At 38.8% G+C, this 14,682-nt stretch carries 12 protein-coding genes and 1 tRNA gene; 5 read left to right on the top strand and 8 right to left on the bottom strand.

Annotated features, from left to right (window positions below):
• The first annotated feature begins 158 nt into the window (after window positions 1-158).
• From TY21_RS07155 to TY21_RS07165, 3 genes are all read left to right on the top strand, one after another.
• Window positions 159-1,793 (top strand): IS1634 family transposase, encoded by a 1,635-nt coding sequence (locus TY21_RS07155; RefSeq protein ID WP_130589616.1) that lies wholly within the window; start codon window positions 159-161, stop codon window positions 1,791-1,793.
• 257 nt (window positions 1,794-2,050) lie between these two features.
• Complete coding sequence (locus TY21_RS07160) at window positions 2,051-2,692, top strand: lysophospholipid acyltransferase family protein (RefSeq protein ID WP_042243918.1); 642 nt, start codon at window positions 2,051-2,053, stop codon at window positions 2,690-2,692.
• 118 nt (window positions 2,693-2,810) lie between these two features.
• On the top strand, window positions 2,811-3,695 hold the full coding sequence (locus TY21_RS07165) for a hypothetical protein (protein ID WP_042243915.1): 885 nt from the start codon (window positions 2,811-2,813) through the stop codon (window positions 3,693-3,695).
• Window positions 3,696-4,252: 557 nt separating this feature from the next.
• On the opposite strand, the gene gnd is transcribed toward TY21_RS07165, so the two are convergent.
• The 7 genes from gnd to rsmH all read right to left on the bottom strand — a co-directional run bounded on the left by gnd (window position 4,253) and on the right by rsmH (window position 11,618).
• Window positions 4,253-5,704, bottom strand: a complete 1,452-nt coding sequence (gnd, locus tag TY21_RS07170; protein ID WP_042243913.1) for a decarboxylating NADP(+)-dependent phosphogluconate dehydrogenase — start codon at window positions 5,702-5,704, stop codon at window positions 4,253-4,255.
• Between the two features lie 87 nt (window positions 5,705-5,791).
• Window positions 5,792-5,865: transfer RNA gene (locus TY21_RS07175), tRNA-Arg, on the bottom strand.
• 121 nt (window positions 5,866-5,986) lie between these two features.
• The gene (locus tag TY21_RS07180; RefSeq protein ID WP_079980012.1) at window positions 5,987-6,754 is read right to left on the bottom strand and encodes an N-acetylmuramoyl-L-alanine amidase; all 768 of its coding nucleotides are present in this window, start codon (window positions 6,752-6,754) and stop codon (window positions 5,987-5,989) included.
• A gap of 4 nt (window positions 6,755-6,758) precedes the next feature.
• The gene (locus TY21_RS07185; protein WP_042243911.1) at window positions 6,759-8,258 is read right to left on the bottom strand and encodes a UDP-N-acetylmuramoyl-L-alanyl-D-glutamate--2,6-diaminopimelate ligase; all 1,500 of its coding nucleotides are present in this window, start codon (window positions 8,256-8,258) and stop codon (window positions 6,759-6,761) included.
• Window positions 8,259-8,296: 38 nt separating this feature from the next.
• Complete coding sequence (locus tag TY21_RS07190; protein ID WP_042243909.1) at window positions 8,297-10,339, bottom strand: penicillin-binding protein 2; 2,043 nt, start codon at window positions 10,337-10,339, stop codon at window positions 8,297-8,299.
• On the bottom strand, window positions 10,339-10,689 hold the full coding sequence (locus tag TY21_RS07195; protein ID WP_042243908.1) for a hypothetical protein: 351 nt from the start codon (window positions 10,687-10,689) through the stop codon (window positions 10,339-10,341). Before TY21_RS07195 ends, TY21_RS07190 begins: the two co-directional genes overlap by 1 nt.
• Window positions 10,686-11,618: a 16S rRNA (cytosine(1402)-N(4))-methyltransferase RsmH gene (rsmH, locus tag TY21_RS07200; RefSeq protein WP_042243906.1), complete on the bottom strand. Its 933-nt coding sequence runs from the start codon at window positions 11,616-11,618 to the stop codon at window positions 10,686-10,688. Before rsmH ends, TY21_RS07195 begins: the two co-directional genes overlap by 4 nt.
• A gap of 271 nt (window positions 11,619-11,889) precedes the next feature.
• Here rsmH and TY21_RS07205 point away from each other — a divergent pair, with 271 nt between their 5' ends.
• Complete coding sequence (locus TY21_RS07205) at window positions 11,890-12,336, top strand: DUF5399 domain-containing protein (RefSeq protein ID WP_039383253.1); 447 nt, start codon at window positions 11,890-11,892, stop codon at window positions 12,334-12,336.
• Window positions 12,337-12,338: 2 nt separating this feature from the next.
• Entirely contained in the window at window positions 12,339-12,734 is a 396-nt protein-coding gene (locus TY21_RS07210; protein ID WP_042243904.1) for a tetratricopeptide repeat protein, read from the top strand.
• A gap of 16 nt (window positions 12,735-12,750) precedes the next feature.
• On the opposite strand, the gene pseC is transcribed toward TY21_RS07210, so the two are convergent.
• Window positions 12,751-13,929, bottom strand: coding sequence for a UDP-4-amino-4,6-dideoxy-N-acetyl-beta-L-altrosamine transaminase (gene pseC, locus TY21_RS07215; RefSeq protein WP_042243902.1), 1,179 nt, complete (start codon window positions 13,927-13,929; stop codon window positions 12,751-12,753).
• Window positions 13,930-14,682 lie beyond the last annotated feature (753 nt).

A 14,682-nucleotide genomic window follows, 5' to 3' on the forward strand; every position in this document is an offset into this window, starting at 1 on the left:
TTAACGGAAGTTCCATTTTCGTATTAGTTTTGAAGTAGTTAATTAGTTTACTATTAAAGCATTATATCTTTTTTATAAAAAAATGTAGTCACCAAAAACTTGATAAAAATCGTTTTTAGAATTTACATGAATGTTGTTATTAGTGTATTTATGTAGGTATGCATATAGTAAGATCAAAATTCAAATCAGCCGCCGGCAAAGTTTATGAAACAATTTTGCTGCGAGAATCCTATAGAGAAGGTAAAACCGTCAAAAAACGCACTGTGGGTAATCTATCCAATTGCACACCTGAAGAAATTGCTGCGATCGAGTTAGCTTTAAAACATAAAGGTAATCTCCAAGCTTTAACCTCGTGTAATGGAGCCACAATGCAAGAGGGATTATCTGTCGGTGGTGTATGGGTGATATACCAAATGACTAAACGTTTAGGAATTGTGGATGCACTTGGCAATAGCCGAGAAGGTCAGCTCGCGTTGTGGCAAGTGGTAGCACGCGTATTGGAGCAAGGCTCAAGACTTTCTGCCGTCAGGTTGGCAGAAACCTATGCCATTGCTTCTGTAATTGGCTTGCAAAAAGGCTTTAACGAAGAAGATCTTTATAAGAATCTTTTGTGGTTATGCCAAAGCCAAGCTTCTATCGAAGATCGATTGTTTACTAAAAGTTTTTGTAAGAAAGCTCCTCACTTATTTTTGTATGATGTTACAAGCTCGTATTTAGAAGGCGAGAAGAATCAGCTTGCCGATTGGGGTTATAACCGAGACAAAAAGAAAGGTAAGAAGCAAATTGTGATAGGCTTGCTAAGTGCAGCCGATGGCACACCCGTATCCACCGAAGTGTTTAAAGGCAATATGCAAGACACTTCTACCTTTTATGCTCAAATCAAAAAAGCCAAAGAACGATTTAAATGTGAAAAAGTCACTTTTGTAGGCGATAGAGGGATGATTAAAAGCGGGCAGATCGAAAATTTACAAGAGCAGGGTTTTCATTATATTACCGCTATGACAAAAGCTCAAATAGAGACCTTAATGAAAAAAGGTGTGATCGAATATACGCTATTTGATAATAACTTGGCTGAAGTTAAAGAAGATGGGATAAGATATATTCTTAAGCGCAATCCTGTGCGCGCCCAGGAAATCGCCCATTCTCGTCTCAGCAAGCTAGCTAGCATAGAAAAATTGGTCGCTATGCAAAATGCCTATCTACATGCACATCCCAAAGCACAGGTAGAAGTAGCGCTGAAAAAAATTAAAGCTAAAATCGAGCGTTTAGCGCTTAAAACTTGCGTGACAGTTAGCGCACAAGATAGAAGCTTATCTGTATGCTTCAATCAAGAAATACTAGCTGAGGATGCTAAGCTAGATGGTTGCTATGTGATTAAAACCGATCTTGCTTGCGACGAAGTGAGCATGCAAGAAGTACATGATCGTTATAAAGATTTAGCTAGAGTAGAATCAGCTTTTAGAACAGTAAAAAGCGATCTTGAGATACGGCCAGTCTATGTACATTCAGAAGAAAGTACAAGGGGCCATGTTTTAATTGTAATGTTAGTCTACATGATTATCAGAGAGCTTGATAGAGCCTGGAAGGACCTTTATTTAACAGTAGAAGAGGGCTTACGCAGCTTATCTACTTTAACGCTAATAGAATGGACAGTAAATGAAGGCTTAAGTTTTCAGCAAATCCCCGAACCACGTCACCAAAACAGACAAATGCTTGAAGCCTTAAAAGTAGAGTTACCAAAAGTTTTACCAAAGAATCATGCGCATGTAGTCACCAGAAAAAAGCGCCGATAACAAGCATAATCTGTTAATAATCAATAATTTGTTTATTACAGATTGTTTCTAAAAAAATGGAACTTCCGTTTTAAAAAGCCAATATCTATCATGTTACTAAGCATTAAAGCCTTGATTGCCTTAAGCTGTTAACATTTTAATTTGAGCTACAAGTAAAAGTTAAATTTTCTATAATCCTGTAATTTTTAAATCTTCTTGATAAATAGGAGGTATTTATTTAGGATGCAAACATATATATACCTTCACTATTTGTTGGCATGAAATTTTTTTATCGCTCAATTTATATCTGTACTAAAAAATTCTTTTCATTGTTATTTCGCCATCAAGTGTATGGAAAACACCACCTCCCTGCGGGGCCCTGCATTCTTGCTCCTAACCATGCTTCTTTTTTAGATCCCCCTCTTGTAGCTATTTCATGCGATGAGGAAGTCAACTTCCTTGCAAGAGGATCTCTTTTCAACAATACAATCTTTAAAAAGTTGATTTCTCACCTAAATTCTTATCCTGTAGGTGGCATCTCGCAAGATATAACCTCACTTAAATTAATTCTTCAATTATTAAAAGATAGTAAAAAAGTAGTGATTTTTCCTGAAGGCAAGAGAACCCCTACCGGACACTTACTACCCATAAAGCCTGGCATAGGAATGCTTATCAGCAAAAGCCAGTGCCCGATTATACCTGTCTATATTCATGGTACCTATGAAGCCTGGCCCAAAAAAAAGTGGATACCTAGGTTAGAAGGACAAACGGCTTGCGTTTTTGGTAAGCCTATCTATTGGGAAGCGTATAAAGATCTGCCCAAGAAAAAAGCACAAGAAGAAATTTCAAATGCTATCCAAAAATCTCTAAAAATGTTAAACTTCTGGTATTTGAATGGTGCACAAGGAGAACCGCCTTAATGTAGTACGCCTAGCATTGTTTTCTTTTGGAAAATAAATGCCTATTGCATATAAACAAATAGATGGTTTTTAAACTAACCGTAATTTAAATTTTTTCAATTTCAAAGGGGTAATTTTTATGTCTACATATTTGGTCACACCTTTTATATCAGGTGAATATCCTAATAAAGTTATCAAATGGACTACAGAGCATTTAGAAAAGGCCAGAGAATCTAAAAATAACAAGCAAACTTTAATAGCAGCTGGCGTGTTAGCTGCTGACACAGCTATCCATGCTATTGCCGTACCCTTATTTGCAATTGCTAGTGCGTTTAGAGTACCTGTGCAAGTAATGTTTTCAAAGAAACCTTGGGCTATTCAGCTCCTTAATAAAACTAAGCTTGCTAGTCCTAAGAATGTAGCCAAATTAGCCCTCCGTGTATTAGCAACTGCTTTTGCAACTTTGGCCACCTTGGTTATGTCTTTCATCAAGCCTACAGAGGCTACACGAATTCATGAAACGCTAAAAATCCTTCCTAAGAAAAAAGCTGCTCCTTCAAAAAACACTGAAGAGACTGCAGGTAGCCAAGAAGAAGACCATGTTGAAGGTAGCGAGGAAGAAAAACAGCCAATTTCTATGAAGGAAGAAATAGCTGCTAAAGCTTATGAGAAGCATAAACACAATGTAGAAGCTATCCAAGATCATGAAACAGCAGAAGCTTTACACCCCGCTTCTATTATCGACAAAAAAGAACTATCGACAAACGTGCAAAAGGTAACTCATAAGACAGCTGTTGAAGACTCAGAAAAAGCTAAAGAGGAAGCAGAGCTAGCTATGCAACCGAAAGTGGGCTTTACCGAAGAGCTCGTAGCTAAAGCTAAAGCCAAGCATGCGGCAGCAGTAGAGGCAGTAGTTGAATTAGAAGAAAAAAATGGAAAAGAAGAAGAAAATGCTGTGATAGCTGCAGAAACAGGTATTCCAGAAGCTCCTCAAGCACCAGCAGCCGAAAAAATTGAAAGCTAAAACTTAGAAAATTTTATTTGGACTTGCTGCTGAGATAGCACATATTAAAGGGGTTTAAAAAGGGTAATCTTTCTAAACCCCTATTATTTTGGCTTGCAAATATCTTTTTTTCTCCCTCTTCGTTAGCCAAAAAAGTTTTTCTATAATAGGTCTTTTAACAACCCATTCCTACAGATTGCCTAAGCTAGGATGTTCAATAACCTGGAGCGTAAGATTTTATTTACGCAAGAGTCAAAGAAGCTTCTCATCCTCTAAACTTTTTGTTGATAACAGCTTAAGCTACCCTTCCCTTCCTAAGCAAATATATAAAGGCAGGATGAAAACCCCTCTAGCTATCCAATAATACTAAAGGCCAACTAAAAAAAGATCCCTTAGTCTATAAGCTTTCTGCTTCTAGACTCTATATCTTAATGTTCTCTTTTTAAATAGCGCCTGCTTTTCTTAGGATTAATACATAAGAAAATTAAGGGATAGGCTATGAAATAGGTTAAAGAGAATTTTAGACGATCACCCCCGTAGTCTCCTATTTTTTTAAGACCTACGTATGATTATATATTTTAAGCGTTATAGGAAGTAGAGCTTACTTTACCACCCGTACCCGTCCAATTCGTGTGAAAAAACTGACCTCGCGGATGATCTAGGCGCTCATAAGTATGGGCTCCAAAGTAATCACGCTGGGCCTGTAATAGATTGGCTGGTAAGTTAGGACTGCGATAACCATCATAAAAAGCAAGGGCAGTGCTGAAACAAGGAGTGGGAATACCTAGCTCTACAGCTTTAGCTACTATCCTTCTCCAATCGCTTTGTGCTTTAACTAATGCATTCTTAAAAAAATCATCTAATAAAAGGGTTTTTAAGGCAGGTTGCTTTTCATAGGCATCTTTAATATTGTTAAGAAACTTACTCCGAATAATGCAGCCGCCTCGCCACATGAGAGCCACCCCTCCAAAATTAATCCTCCAATGATAATCTTTGGCTGCCTGCTGAATAAGCATGAACCCTTGCGCATAGCTAATGATTTTAGAGGCATATAAAGCTTGCCTGATACTTTCAATAAAGGCTTCTTGATCTCCCTCATATAAAGGAGAAGGTCCCGTCAACACTTTACTGGCTTCAAGACGCTCTTCTTTGATAGCCGATAAACAACGCGCAAAAACAGATTCTCCAATTAAAGTCAGAGGCATCCCCACTTCTAAAGCATTTATGACAGTCCACTTACCCGTACCTTTTTGCCCTGCTACATCTAAAATTTTATCTATCAAAGGCTGGCCATCTTCATCGAGTTGCTTGAAAATAGCACTTGTGATTTCAATTAAATAACTGTCTAATTCTGTTTTATTCCACTGAGCAAAGACTTGCGCAATTTGCTGAGGATTTAGCTTTAAAGCATGCTTTAAAAGGCTATATGCTTCGCAAATCAGTTGCATATCACCATATTCAATTCCGTTGTGAACCATTTTAACATAATGGCCCGCACCCTCATCTCCGACCCAGTCGCAACAAGGTTCACCATTGTCAGCTTTGGCGCTAATAGATTGAAAAATATTCTTTACTAAGGGCCACGCCTCAGGATTTCCACCGGGCATGATTGAAGGGCCATGCCGTGCGCCTTCTTCCCCCCCAGAGATTCCACTACCTATAAAGAGAAGACCTTTCTCTTTTAAAGCTTGAGTACGTCTATTGGTGTCGCTAAAAAGGCTATTTCCCCCATCAATAATGACATCCCCCGGCTCTAAATAAGGTATTAGCTGCTGAATGCACGCATCTACAGGCTCTCCTGCTTTTACCATTAAAATAACTTTTCTTGGACGCTTTAAAGATTGGCAAAATTCCTCGATAGTAGAAGCACTTATAATTTTTGATCCTTGGGCAGGGCCGTTTAAAAAACTGTCAATGGTGGCGCGCGTACGATTATAGACGGTAACAATGAAGCCATGATCATTCATATTAAGAGCCAAGTTTTGACCCATGACTGCTAATCCAATTAAACCAATATCCGCTTGCCCCATAGATTTTCCTCCCTTGAGTGATTTTTTCGTAGTTTAGTGCGAGAAGAAATGAATGTAAAGAGCAAGTGCAAGAAAAAGCAAAAGAGTTGTCCTCGGCGCGATTCGAACGCACGACCTGTTGCTTAGGAGGCAACCGCTCTATCCTACTGAGCTACGAGAACATGTTCTTCAGCATAGAGAATGTAAGAAATTTTGTAAAGTAAGCATTGGCAAGAGGACGCTCTATTACTTTATTCAGGGGAAAAATGATAAATAGCTATATTCTTCTTAAAAAAAGCCCTACTAAGGCAAAGAAACAGCGCGCTCATTTAGATAAGCCTCCACCCCTTTGGCAATACCCCAAGCAATTCTCTTAATATAGGCTGGCTCTTTAATCTTATTCATTTCCTTTTCGTTAGTCAAAAAACCTCCTTCAATCAGTACGGCAGGCATCTTTGTCTCTCGAATGACTGCAAAATTCCCCTCTTTTACTCCACGAGATTTAGCTTTTGTGGCTTGTATAACCTGCGCTAAAATAGAAGAAGCTAATTGACTAGATTGCGTTGAACGCTTCTTATTTATTTCCGATTTATAATAAAAAATTTCAATACCATCGGCTTGCTTGGCCGGCGCAGAGTTATAATGCACGCTTACAAATAGATCGGCTCCTTGGTCATTTGCAAAATTTGCTCGCTTCTGCAAAGAAATAAATTCATCATTCGAACGTGTCAGCCTAGTTCGATACCCCATCTTTTGCAGAAACTCATTTAAAGCTAAAGAGGTAGTAAGGTTAAGAAATTTCTCATGGTATTTGGGCTGTGATAAAGAACGGGTACCAAAATCATCACCCCCATGACCGGCATCTATTACAATCAGTGCAGCTTTGGAAAGTTTGGGCTTTTTAATATCCTTTATAGGATGCTTTACGCCCATCATACCCTCAGCAGGAAGCTGAGCTACAGGGACAGAATGCACAGCAGGTTGGCTAGGCAGCTCTTTGGAAGGGCACCTACATCCTCCAAGGCTTAGTAACAAAAAAATCCATAGACAGTTTTGAAAATTTTTCATCATAAATTTATTTTTTTATCATTTCATCTTTATATTTTTCCAAGCATATCCGAGCAGCAATTTTTCTATCGTCAAATTCAATGGTTTTGTAGGAAAAAATTTGATAGGCTTCATGCCCTTTACCGGCAATAAGAATCACATCCGCGGGATTAGCCAAGTAGATGGCTTTTTTAATAGCCTCGTATCGATCTATTTCTATTTCCCAATTCTGTTGATTAAAACCTCGCGCAATCTCCTGGCAAATACTTTGAGGATTCTCAGAACGGGGATTATCGGAAGTCACAATACAATAATCGGAAAATTTCTCAGCCACCTGCGCCATTTTTGGGCGTTTAGAAGCATCTCTATTGCCTCCGCATCCAAATACAGTAATAATTCGGCCTTGCTTAAACTCTTGCAAACATTCTAAAACGTTTGTAAGTGCATCATCCGTGTGAGCAAAATCGACAAATATATTTAATCCTAATTCATTATGGACCGCTTGCATACGACCTGGAACGGCTGGAAAAGAGGCTATAATCTCTACCAATTTTTTCAAAGGCTCTTTTCTTACAAGGCCTACGCAAATAGCCGCCAAGCAATTATAGATATTGAAACGCCCTACTAAAGGACAGTGGCAGGCAACTTCTTCCCCACCATAGCCGATAGTAAACTCTGTCCCCAGAGAGGTTAAGACTATGTTCTTGGCTTGTACATCTGCAGCAGCACTTAGCCCGTAAGTCAGAATTTTAGCTCTACAGCCTTTTACCATCATCTGATGCCAAGGGCTATCGATATTAATCACTGCCGTGCAAGGATAGTTTTTCCCTGTCTTATTTTTTTCAGGATTTAAAGTTTGAAATAGTTTTTGCTTAGCTTGGCAATAGTTGTCCATCGATTGATGATAATCTAAGTGATCAAGCGTCAAATTAGTAAAGACGGCCACATCATATTCAATATTAACTGCCCGGCCTTGATCTAAAGCATGTGAAGTTACTTCCATGACCGCGGCTTTGCAATTTTGCAAAACCATCTCTCTTAACAACTTATGATTACTAATAACATCGGGCGTTGTGCGAGTGGCTTGGTAACGATGCTTACCTATAATATATTCAATTGTCCCTATAAGTCCGCAGGGTACCTTTAAATGATCGAGTAAATGCTTAACAAGAAAAGAAGTGGTAGTTTTTCCATTCGTACCAGTGATACCTACCATGAATAGCTCTTGGCTAGGAAACTGATAATAATGAGCTGCTAAAAGAGGCTCTACTAAAGGTATCTGAGGATGAATAATTTGAGTAATAAAGTGCAAGGAGGGATCGAAGATGTCGGTTAAGATAGCACTAGCCCCCGCTTCAATAGCTTCATGAATGTAGTGAGCACCATCATCCATGCGACCTTTTTTAGCGACAAATAAATTGCCAGGAGCCACCACCTTAGAATTTGCACAAATTCCGGTAATAAAAACATCTTTAGAACCTTTAACTTCTTGAACGGAAATATTTTTTAATAGTTTTTTTAGTTTCATTCTCAACTCGCACTTCTCCTCACAGCCATTTAAATCACCTAAGTTTTTCCAGGCTCTTTGTTATTCCACTTTTCATACATTTCTTTCAACTCTCTAATTTCATGAGCCCAATGTGCTTTTTCTTGGCAACGTCTAGGATCCCCTAGGGGATAACCGTAGGGATCATCCGGAGCTATACCTAAATAGGCTAAAGACCTCTTAGCTATTTCGCAAAACACCGGAGCAGCACAAGTTCCACCATGGTGCCATGACCCTACTCCTGGTGTATAACCATATTCAGGCTCATCTAGGGTAACAAGAAGAATAAAAGCAGGCTTATCGGCAGGAGTAAAACCAATGAAACTAGGACAATAAATTTTATCAGAATAAGCACCATTGACTATTTTCTTTGCAGTGCTAGTCTTGCCTGCTTCAGAATAGCCGGGCACATCTGCACGTCTAGCGGTACCCCCCACTTTAGTCGTGTATTTTAAGCCTTTTACTATTTCACTACAGCATTCTTTCTCTAGTACTTGAGGAAATTGCTGGGTTCTGCCTATATGAGTATGATCTACAAAAATGGTTTGAGCTCCTTCTTCAGGATTACTAGCGATTTTACGGATAAGGGTAGGCTGCACAAGGTATCCTCCATTAACAAAAACAGCAAAAGCTCTAAGCAGCTGAATGCTATTTACTTGAATGTTATGGCCAAACGCTAACGAATAGGGGGTAGAAATCGACCATTCATCTTTTCCATTAGGATGTTTTTTGCCTGGTAAAGGTACCACTCCTGCACTCTCAGCAGGAAGCTCAAGATGAGTTTTAGAACCAAAACCAAATGTTTCGGTTAAATGTTTGCGAATGAAGGAAGCTCCTAACCGTTCAACCACTTTCTCCATTAATCTTGCTGGATAAATATTAGAAGATTTCTGAATAGCCATATACATATTTAGATAGGGGTGCATATGAGTATCTACCAAAGGCTTCCCGCGTCCTTTAAAAAAGCTATTAGAAGTAGGCATCATCGCATGAGGATTGAACAGCTCACTTTCTCCTTTTTTACGCAACTCTATATTTGCTTTCAAAGCGATGGCTAGAGCGATAGGCTTAAAAGTTGAGCCAGGCTCAACAGTATCGGTCAAAGCTTTTACTTTAGTATGCTCTATCATCTGGGGATCATTGAAATAATCTTGATAATGGGGAGGATAAAAATAAGGATACTGGGCTAAAGCCAATATTTCGCCACTGTAGGGATTCATCATCACTGCCCACCCCCCTTTAGCTTTAGCTTTTTTTACTCCCTTTTCAAGCTCTTCTTCGGCTATCGCTTGTAAGCAATGGTTAATGGTTAAATAAACATCTGCTCCATTCTGAGGCTTGGCAATAACTTCGCCCATTTCAAACGCATTTCTAGGAGAACGCATTAACCGTCGTTTTCCCATTCTTCCTTTAAGAAAATGATCAAAACACAGCTCTAAGCCGCCTGTAGGGATCGCTTGTTTTGTAACCTCATCTCTTTGATTTTGCACCGTATGTAAAAGCTGACCCAGTAATTTTCCAAAAGGATACGACCGTTGATAATCACTGGCAAAAAAAAGAGCATTGCGGGCAATTTTATTTCGTTTAGCATAGGGCATCCACCAGTCTAAAATTGCATCACGTGTTTCTTTTTCTAGCCACATCTTTAACTTTCTATTGCGGCTTTTATATCCAAATTGTTCACATAAATGGGAATGTTTTTCAGCAGGAAGGTCAAGGATTTGGATAAGTTTTTGTGCAATTTCAGCATGATGTTGAGGAGGAATGGACTCGACGTCTACATGCAAATGAAATTTAAGGATATCGACGACCAAAGCCTGTTCAATTTCAGGATGAGCTCTCTGTATACTTGTATTAGAGATAAATCTTCCACGCAAGAAAGGTTCATTAACAACAAAATAATGCTGCCGATTAGCTAGGTGCGTCCATTTTTCTCCTTCGGCAATTTGCAGCATATAAAACTTAGCCACAAGTAAAGAAAATAAAAAAATGATAAAAAAGGCCACACACAATAACCTTCTTCGATCACTGGCCTGAGGAGAAAGTGGGGGTCGTACAGGCATTAGGGCCCATTCTCCTCTTGCAAATCAGCAAAGTCTTTGCCCGGAACTGGCGAGGTTAAAGGCAGAACAACTACTTGCGAATTATAAGCAAATTTTAAAGAACTAAATTCTGGCATCCGCATGATCTCCATAAGATGAATGGGACTTTCAAATTGATTAATCTCATATTTTAAACGGTTATTTTCTTCATGAATTGTGCGCACTTCTTTAGCTAAGGAAGGAATTGCCATGCGCAATTCCGTTAATTCATTTTGCTTAAAAATATAACTATAAAGAGCTAAGCCGGCAAGCACGACACAGATGAAAAGCTTTATAATCAACTCTTGGAAATTACTTTCGACTCTTCTCATATTTTTTCGATCACTCTTAGTTTTGCGCTACGGCTTCGAGCATTCTGGTTTATCTCTTTTTCGCTGGCTACTAAGGGCCTTCGGGTAAGAATATGGGCTTCAGGAGACTTATCTAAAAACATCCCGCCTATCCCGGATGTTTCATATTTATCACTGGCTGCAAATCTGAAAAAATTTTTTACTAAGCGATCTTCTAGACTATGAAAAGTTATCACCGCTAGCCTTCCGCCAGGAGTTAAAAGTGAAAGCGCGTCAGGTAAAATTTTTTCCAAGACTTCTAATTCTCGATTAACGGCAATACGTAAAGCTTGGAAAATAAGAGTAAGAGGGTGGATACCTTTTTTTGCCCGATAGCGTAAAGCTGGTAGAAGAGCCTTTACTAAATCTTGGGTAGTTTTTAAAGGTTTTTCCTGGCGCACTTTTACCAAAATGCGGGCGGCTGTATGCCACTGCTTTTCTTCCCCCCACTCGCGAAATATTTTTCCTAATTCTTGTTCGGACCAGGTATTTACAATCTCTTCAGCAGTTAAATCATGGGAAGGATCCATGCGCATATCTAAAGGCCCTTCCTTAGAAAAGCTAAAACCTTTAGAGGCCGTATCAAGCTGCATAGAAGAGACGCCCAAATCTAAAAGAATGCCATCTATGGGAACAGGATAAGCAGAGAGGCTACCTTTCATGTGAACAAAGTTAAGCTTAAAAAAATCAATTTTTGATTCCCAGGTTATCAATCGACTTTTTGCTAGAGACAAAGCTACAGGATCTTGATCGAACCCAGCAAGTCGATTAACTTCTGGATGGGCTTGCAAAAGAGCAGCCGAATGGCCGCCAGCACCCAAGGTGGCATCAACAAAACCGCGAATAGTTTTATCTGCAAAAAAACTTAAGAATTCAGGTAATAGAACGGAAAAATGAGGAGAAGACGACATGGAAAAACATCCTTAAAGTTTTTTAATAGAATGCAGGCAAAAGATTAGGGGAAAATATTATCTACACAGGACAACATTTTTAAACAGTCAGCATACGATTAAAAAGCATTTATATAAAGCATTTATACTCCACTAACTATTCGTCCAATCGCCAAGCTTTGCTAAATAATTATAAACATGCTAGAATAGTACTTGGGGCTTAAATAGGATAAATTATGTGTTTGTAAGCTTTTACGCTGCAAGGCTATCATATAAAAAAGAGTGAGTTTCTATGGCAACGATTGATAAGCTAGACATTAGTGTCTACAATCTCTATGCAATCCGCACACGGATGATCGAGCAGATCAACCAACAATTCCAGCTAGATCAAGCAGCCAGTATACCTGCACAATTGCAAGTTTTAGATAATTATCCTAAACCTACGGAACTTGATGTTCTGCTAGGCATTGCTCCCCTTTACACACCCTGGGCTTATTTCTTTCCTCCTCCCCGTTTTCGCTTTATGCGCCGCTCTCCCTTCTCGTATCGTGTGATTCCCAGTTTTGGCTCCTATGATGAACAAGCCTTGCACGAGCAAAAGTTGGAAGAAGTTTTGTGTCGTACTCCTGAGGAAAAGCAAGAGAAAGAGACATTAAAAAGCTGCTTTCGCGAAATTGAAAAATTAAACAATTGGCTAAACTTTATTGTAGGCAGAGTAGGCCAGTTTTTACAAGGATAATTATGCACAAACTTAATTGGCGAGAATCTTTAGGCTGGTCGGAAGAGATTTTGGAAGAGATGCGTTCTGCTGGATATGCTTATATTCGCCAAGGCAAGTATGAGATTGCCCTGCCTTTTTTTGAAGCTTTATGCGTATTGGATCCGGAAAGTGCTTACGATGCTCAGACGTTAGGAGCTTTGTATTTGCAAAGCAATAATGCAGCTAAAGCACTTAAATGCTTTGATAAAGCTTTAAAAATCGAAGGTGACCATTCACCTACTTTATTGAATCTGGCTAAGGCTCTGTTTATGCTAGGTAAAAAGGAAGAAGGCTTAAAAGTAGCTAATATTCTTAAGAATGAAGCCAATGTCGCAATTTCTAATGTTGCCAAAGCACTTATCCTGGCACATAGCTGATTAAAACTATTATTTACTACCTTCCTTGCAAGGCTTTTTTAAGCGTATTGACCACTTTTTCGACCTCTTCTAGTTGAAGATCATAGTAAAGAGGCAAGGAAAGAGCCTGAGAATAATAGGCTTCCATTTTAGGAAAATAGGCAGAAATGTCTCCGCAAAGGTTTATAAAGTAAGGATGCTTATAGATAGGAATATAATGAACTTGCGTTCCAATCATTCTTTCGCGCAATCTATTCATCACCTGCGTACGTGTAGTTTTATAAGCGTTAAAATTAATTTGAACTACGCATAAATGATAAGCAGTATAGGCATCGAAATCTTCTGCAAATAAATGAAGATGAGGAATTTCTTTTAATAAGGCACGATAAGCTTTCATCAATTGCCGCCGCTTTTCCACAAAGGTATCCAAGCGCGCCATTTGGCTCAATCCTAGAGCAGCCTGCAATTCTGTAAAATTATAGTTACCGGTAAGATGTTGCACTTCGTAATACCAGGGTGCTGCCTCTCCTTGTAAATAAGGCCCTTCGCGTTCAATTCCATTATTTCTAAACAACTTAAGACGGCGATAAAAATCTTCGCTATTTGTGGTGACCATCCCTCCTTCCCCTGTCGTAATTGTTTTGGCCGCATGAAAACTAAATATAGTCATATCACTCCATCGACAAGAGCCTACTTTTTCTCCCGTGAAGTAAGTAGATCCTAAGGCATGGGCGGCATCTTCAATCACTACAGTCTCAGGATTTTGGATAGCTTGATCTATTTTTTGCATATCCACAGGTATGCCCGCAAAATGGACAGGCGCCACACAAAGGCGACCGCGTGAAGAAGGGCGGGCAAGATTATATTTCAGCTGCTGTAAGTCCATATTTCCGCTAGAGCAATCAATATCTAAAAAGACAGGGGTAGTTCCTCGTTGTACCGCTGCGCCTGCAGTCGCTACGAACGAATTAGGTGTGGTGAGTAGAGAGTCTTGCTGACGCAAGTTTGCTGCAAAGTAAGCACCCATTAAAGCGGAGGTTCCACTGCTGAAGGCAACAGCATATTTGACCTGACAATAATGAGCTACGGCACTTTCAAAAGCTTCTACCAGAGGGCCGCGTGTTAAATAATTGCTATTTAAAGCTTTAGTTACTTCATGAATATCAATCTGATTGATGGATGGCTTGGTATAAGGCAAAAAATTTTCTTTAGTCATAACTTTTAACAAAACCTACTCAACAATGTTTGACAAATTGTCATCAGACAATGAAGGATATCTTTAGAGGTGTCAAGCTACAATTAGACCTTTTTACATATTTTTGCTCTCTCTTTTTTCCCTCACCGACAGAAAAGCATATAATTTAATTTCTTAAAATCATAAATAAAAATTTTAACTTGTTGTTTAAGAAACGAGAAACTTTACCTAGCGAATTAGTAAAACTCCCTCAATTATAAACGAGCAGGAGTCATGCTTATCTCTTTATTCATCAACAAGCTAATTGATTAGACAATTCTTTTGGATGTTGTAGCAAGTAGTTGGAGTTATATAAACGCTCCTTCTCAAACGGCATAGCAAACTCAACGCTTTAAACTCGCAGATTTTAAAAAAAATCTATTAAAAAATTATAAAAGGGGAGATAAATAATATTCCCCTTTAGCCAAGAAAATAGTTATAAAGGGATTAACTTTATAATAAGATTATTCGTTTTTTATTCCTATCCCCTCTCTAAATTACTTCTAATAAAATCCATCCAAGGCTCTCTCCCCACAAGATTTATTGTTGCAAGCTGCTAGAAACCATCACTTAAGAACCTAAATCATTTTAGCAATTTTTCACAAGATACTGATTAACAAACATTTATAAAAAGAAGTTTTTTATAAGTGGATACGGAAATATTTTTTATTGCCGCGGCATCTGATTTTCAGCGATTTAATGCCAAATACCCCAAAAGGGGATGATAATTTTCTT

This window comes from Neochlamydia sp. S13, from assembly GCF_000648235.2.
GTDB lineage: Bacteria > Chlamydiota > Chlamydiia > Chlamydiales > Parachlamydiaceae > Neochlamydia.

Bases quoted from the DNA above. Each gene is read 5' to 3' on its own strand.
- TY21_RS07190 (WP_042243909.1), bottom strand. From the start codon at position 10,339: ATGCCTGTACGACCCCCACTTTCTCCTCAGGCCAGTGATCGAAGAAGG.
- TY21_RS07160 (WP_042243918.1), top strand. From the start codon at position 2,051: ATGAAATTTTTTTATCGCTCAATTTATATCTGTACTAAAAAATTCTTT.
- TY21_RS07185 (WP_042243911.1), bottom strand. From the start codon at position 8,258: ATGAAACTAAAAAAACTATTAAAAAATATTTCCGTTCAAGAAGTTAAA.
- TY21_RS07210 (WP_042243904.1), top strand. From the start codon at position 12,339: ATGCACAAACTTAATTGGCGAGAATCTTTAGGCTGGTCGGAAGAGATT.
- pseC (WP_042243902.1), bottom strand. From the start codon at position 13,929: ATGACTAAAGAAAATTTTTTGCCTTATACCAAGCCATCCATCAATCAG.
- gnd (WP_042243913.1), bottom strand. From the start codon at position 5,704: ATGGGGCAAGCGGATATTGGTTTAATTGGATTAGCAGTCATGGGTCAA.
- rsmH (WP_042243906.1), bottom strand. From the start codon at position 11,618: ATGTCGTCTTCTCCTCATTTTTCCGTTCTATTACCTGAATTCTTAAGT.
- TY21_RS07195 (WP_042243908.1), bottom strand. From the start codon at position 10,689: ATGAGAAGAGTCGAAAGTAATTTCCAAGAGTTGATTATAAAGCTTTTC.
- TY21_RS07180 (WP_079980012.1), bottom strand. From the start codon at position 6,754: ATGATGAAAAATTTTCAAAACTGTCTATGGATTTTTTTGTTACTAAGC.
- TY21_RS07205 (WP_039383253.1), top strand. From the start codon at position 11,890: ATGGCAACGATTGATAAGCTAGACATTAGTGTCTACAATCTCTATGCA.
- TY21_RS07155 (WP_130589616.1), top strand. From the start codon at position 159: ATGCATATAGTAAGATCAAAATTCAAATCAGCCGCCGGCAAAGTTTAT.
- TY21_RS07165 (WP_042243915.1), top strand. From the start codon at position 2,811: ATGTCTACATATTTGGTCACACCTTTTATATCAGGTGAATATCCTAAT.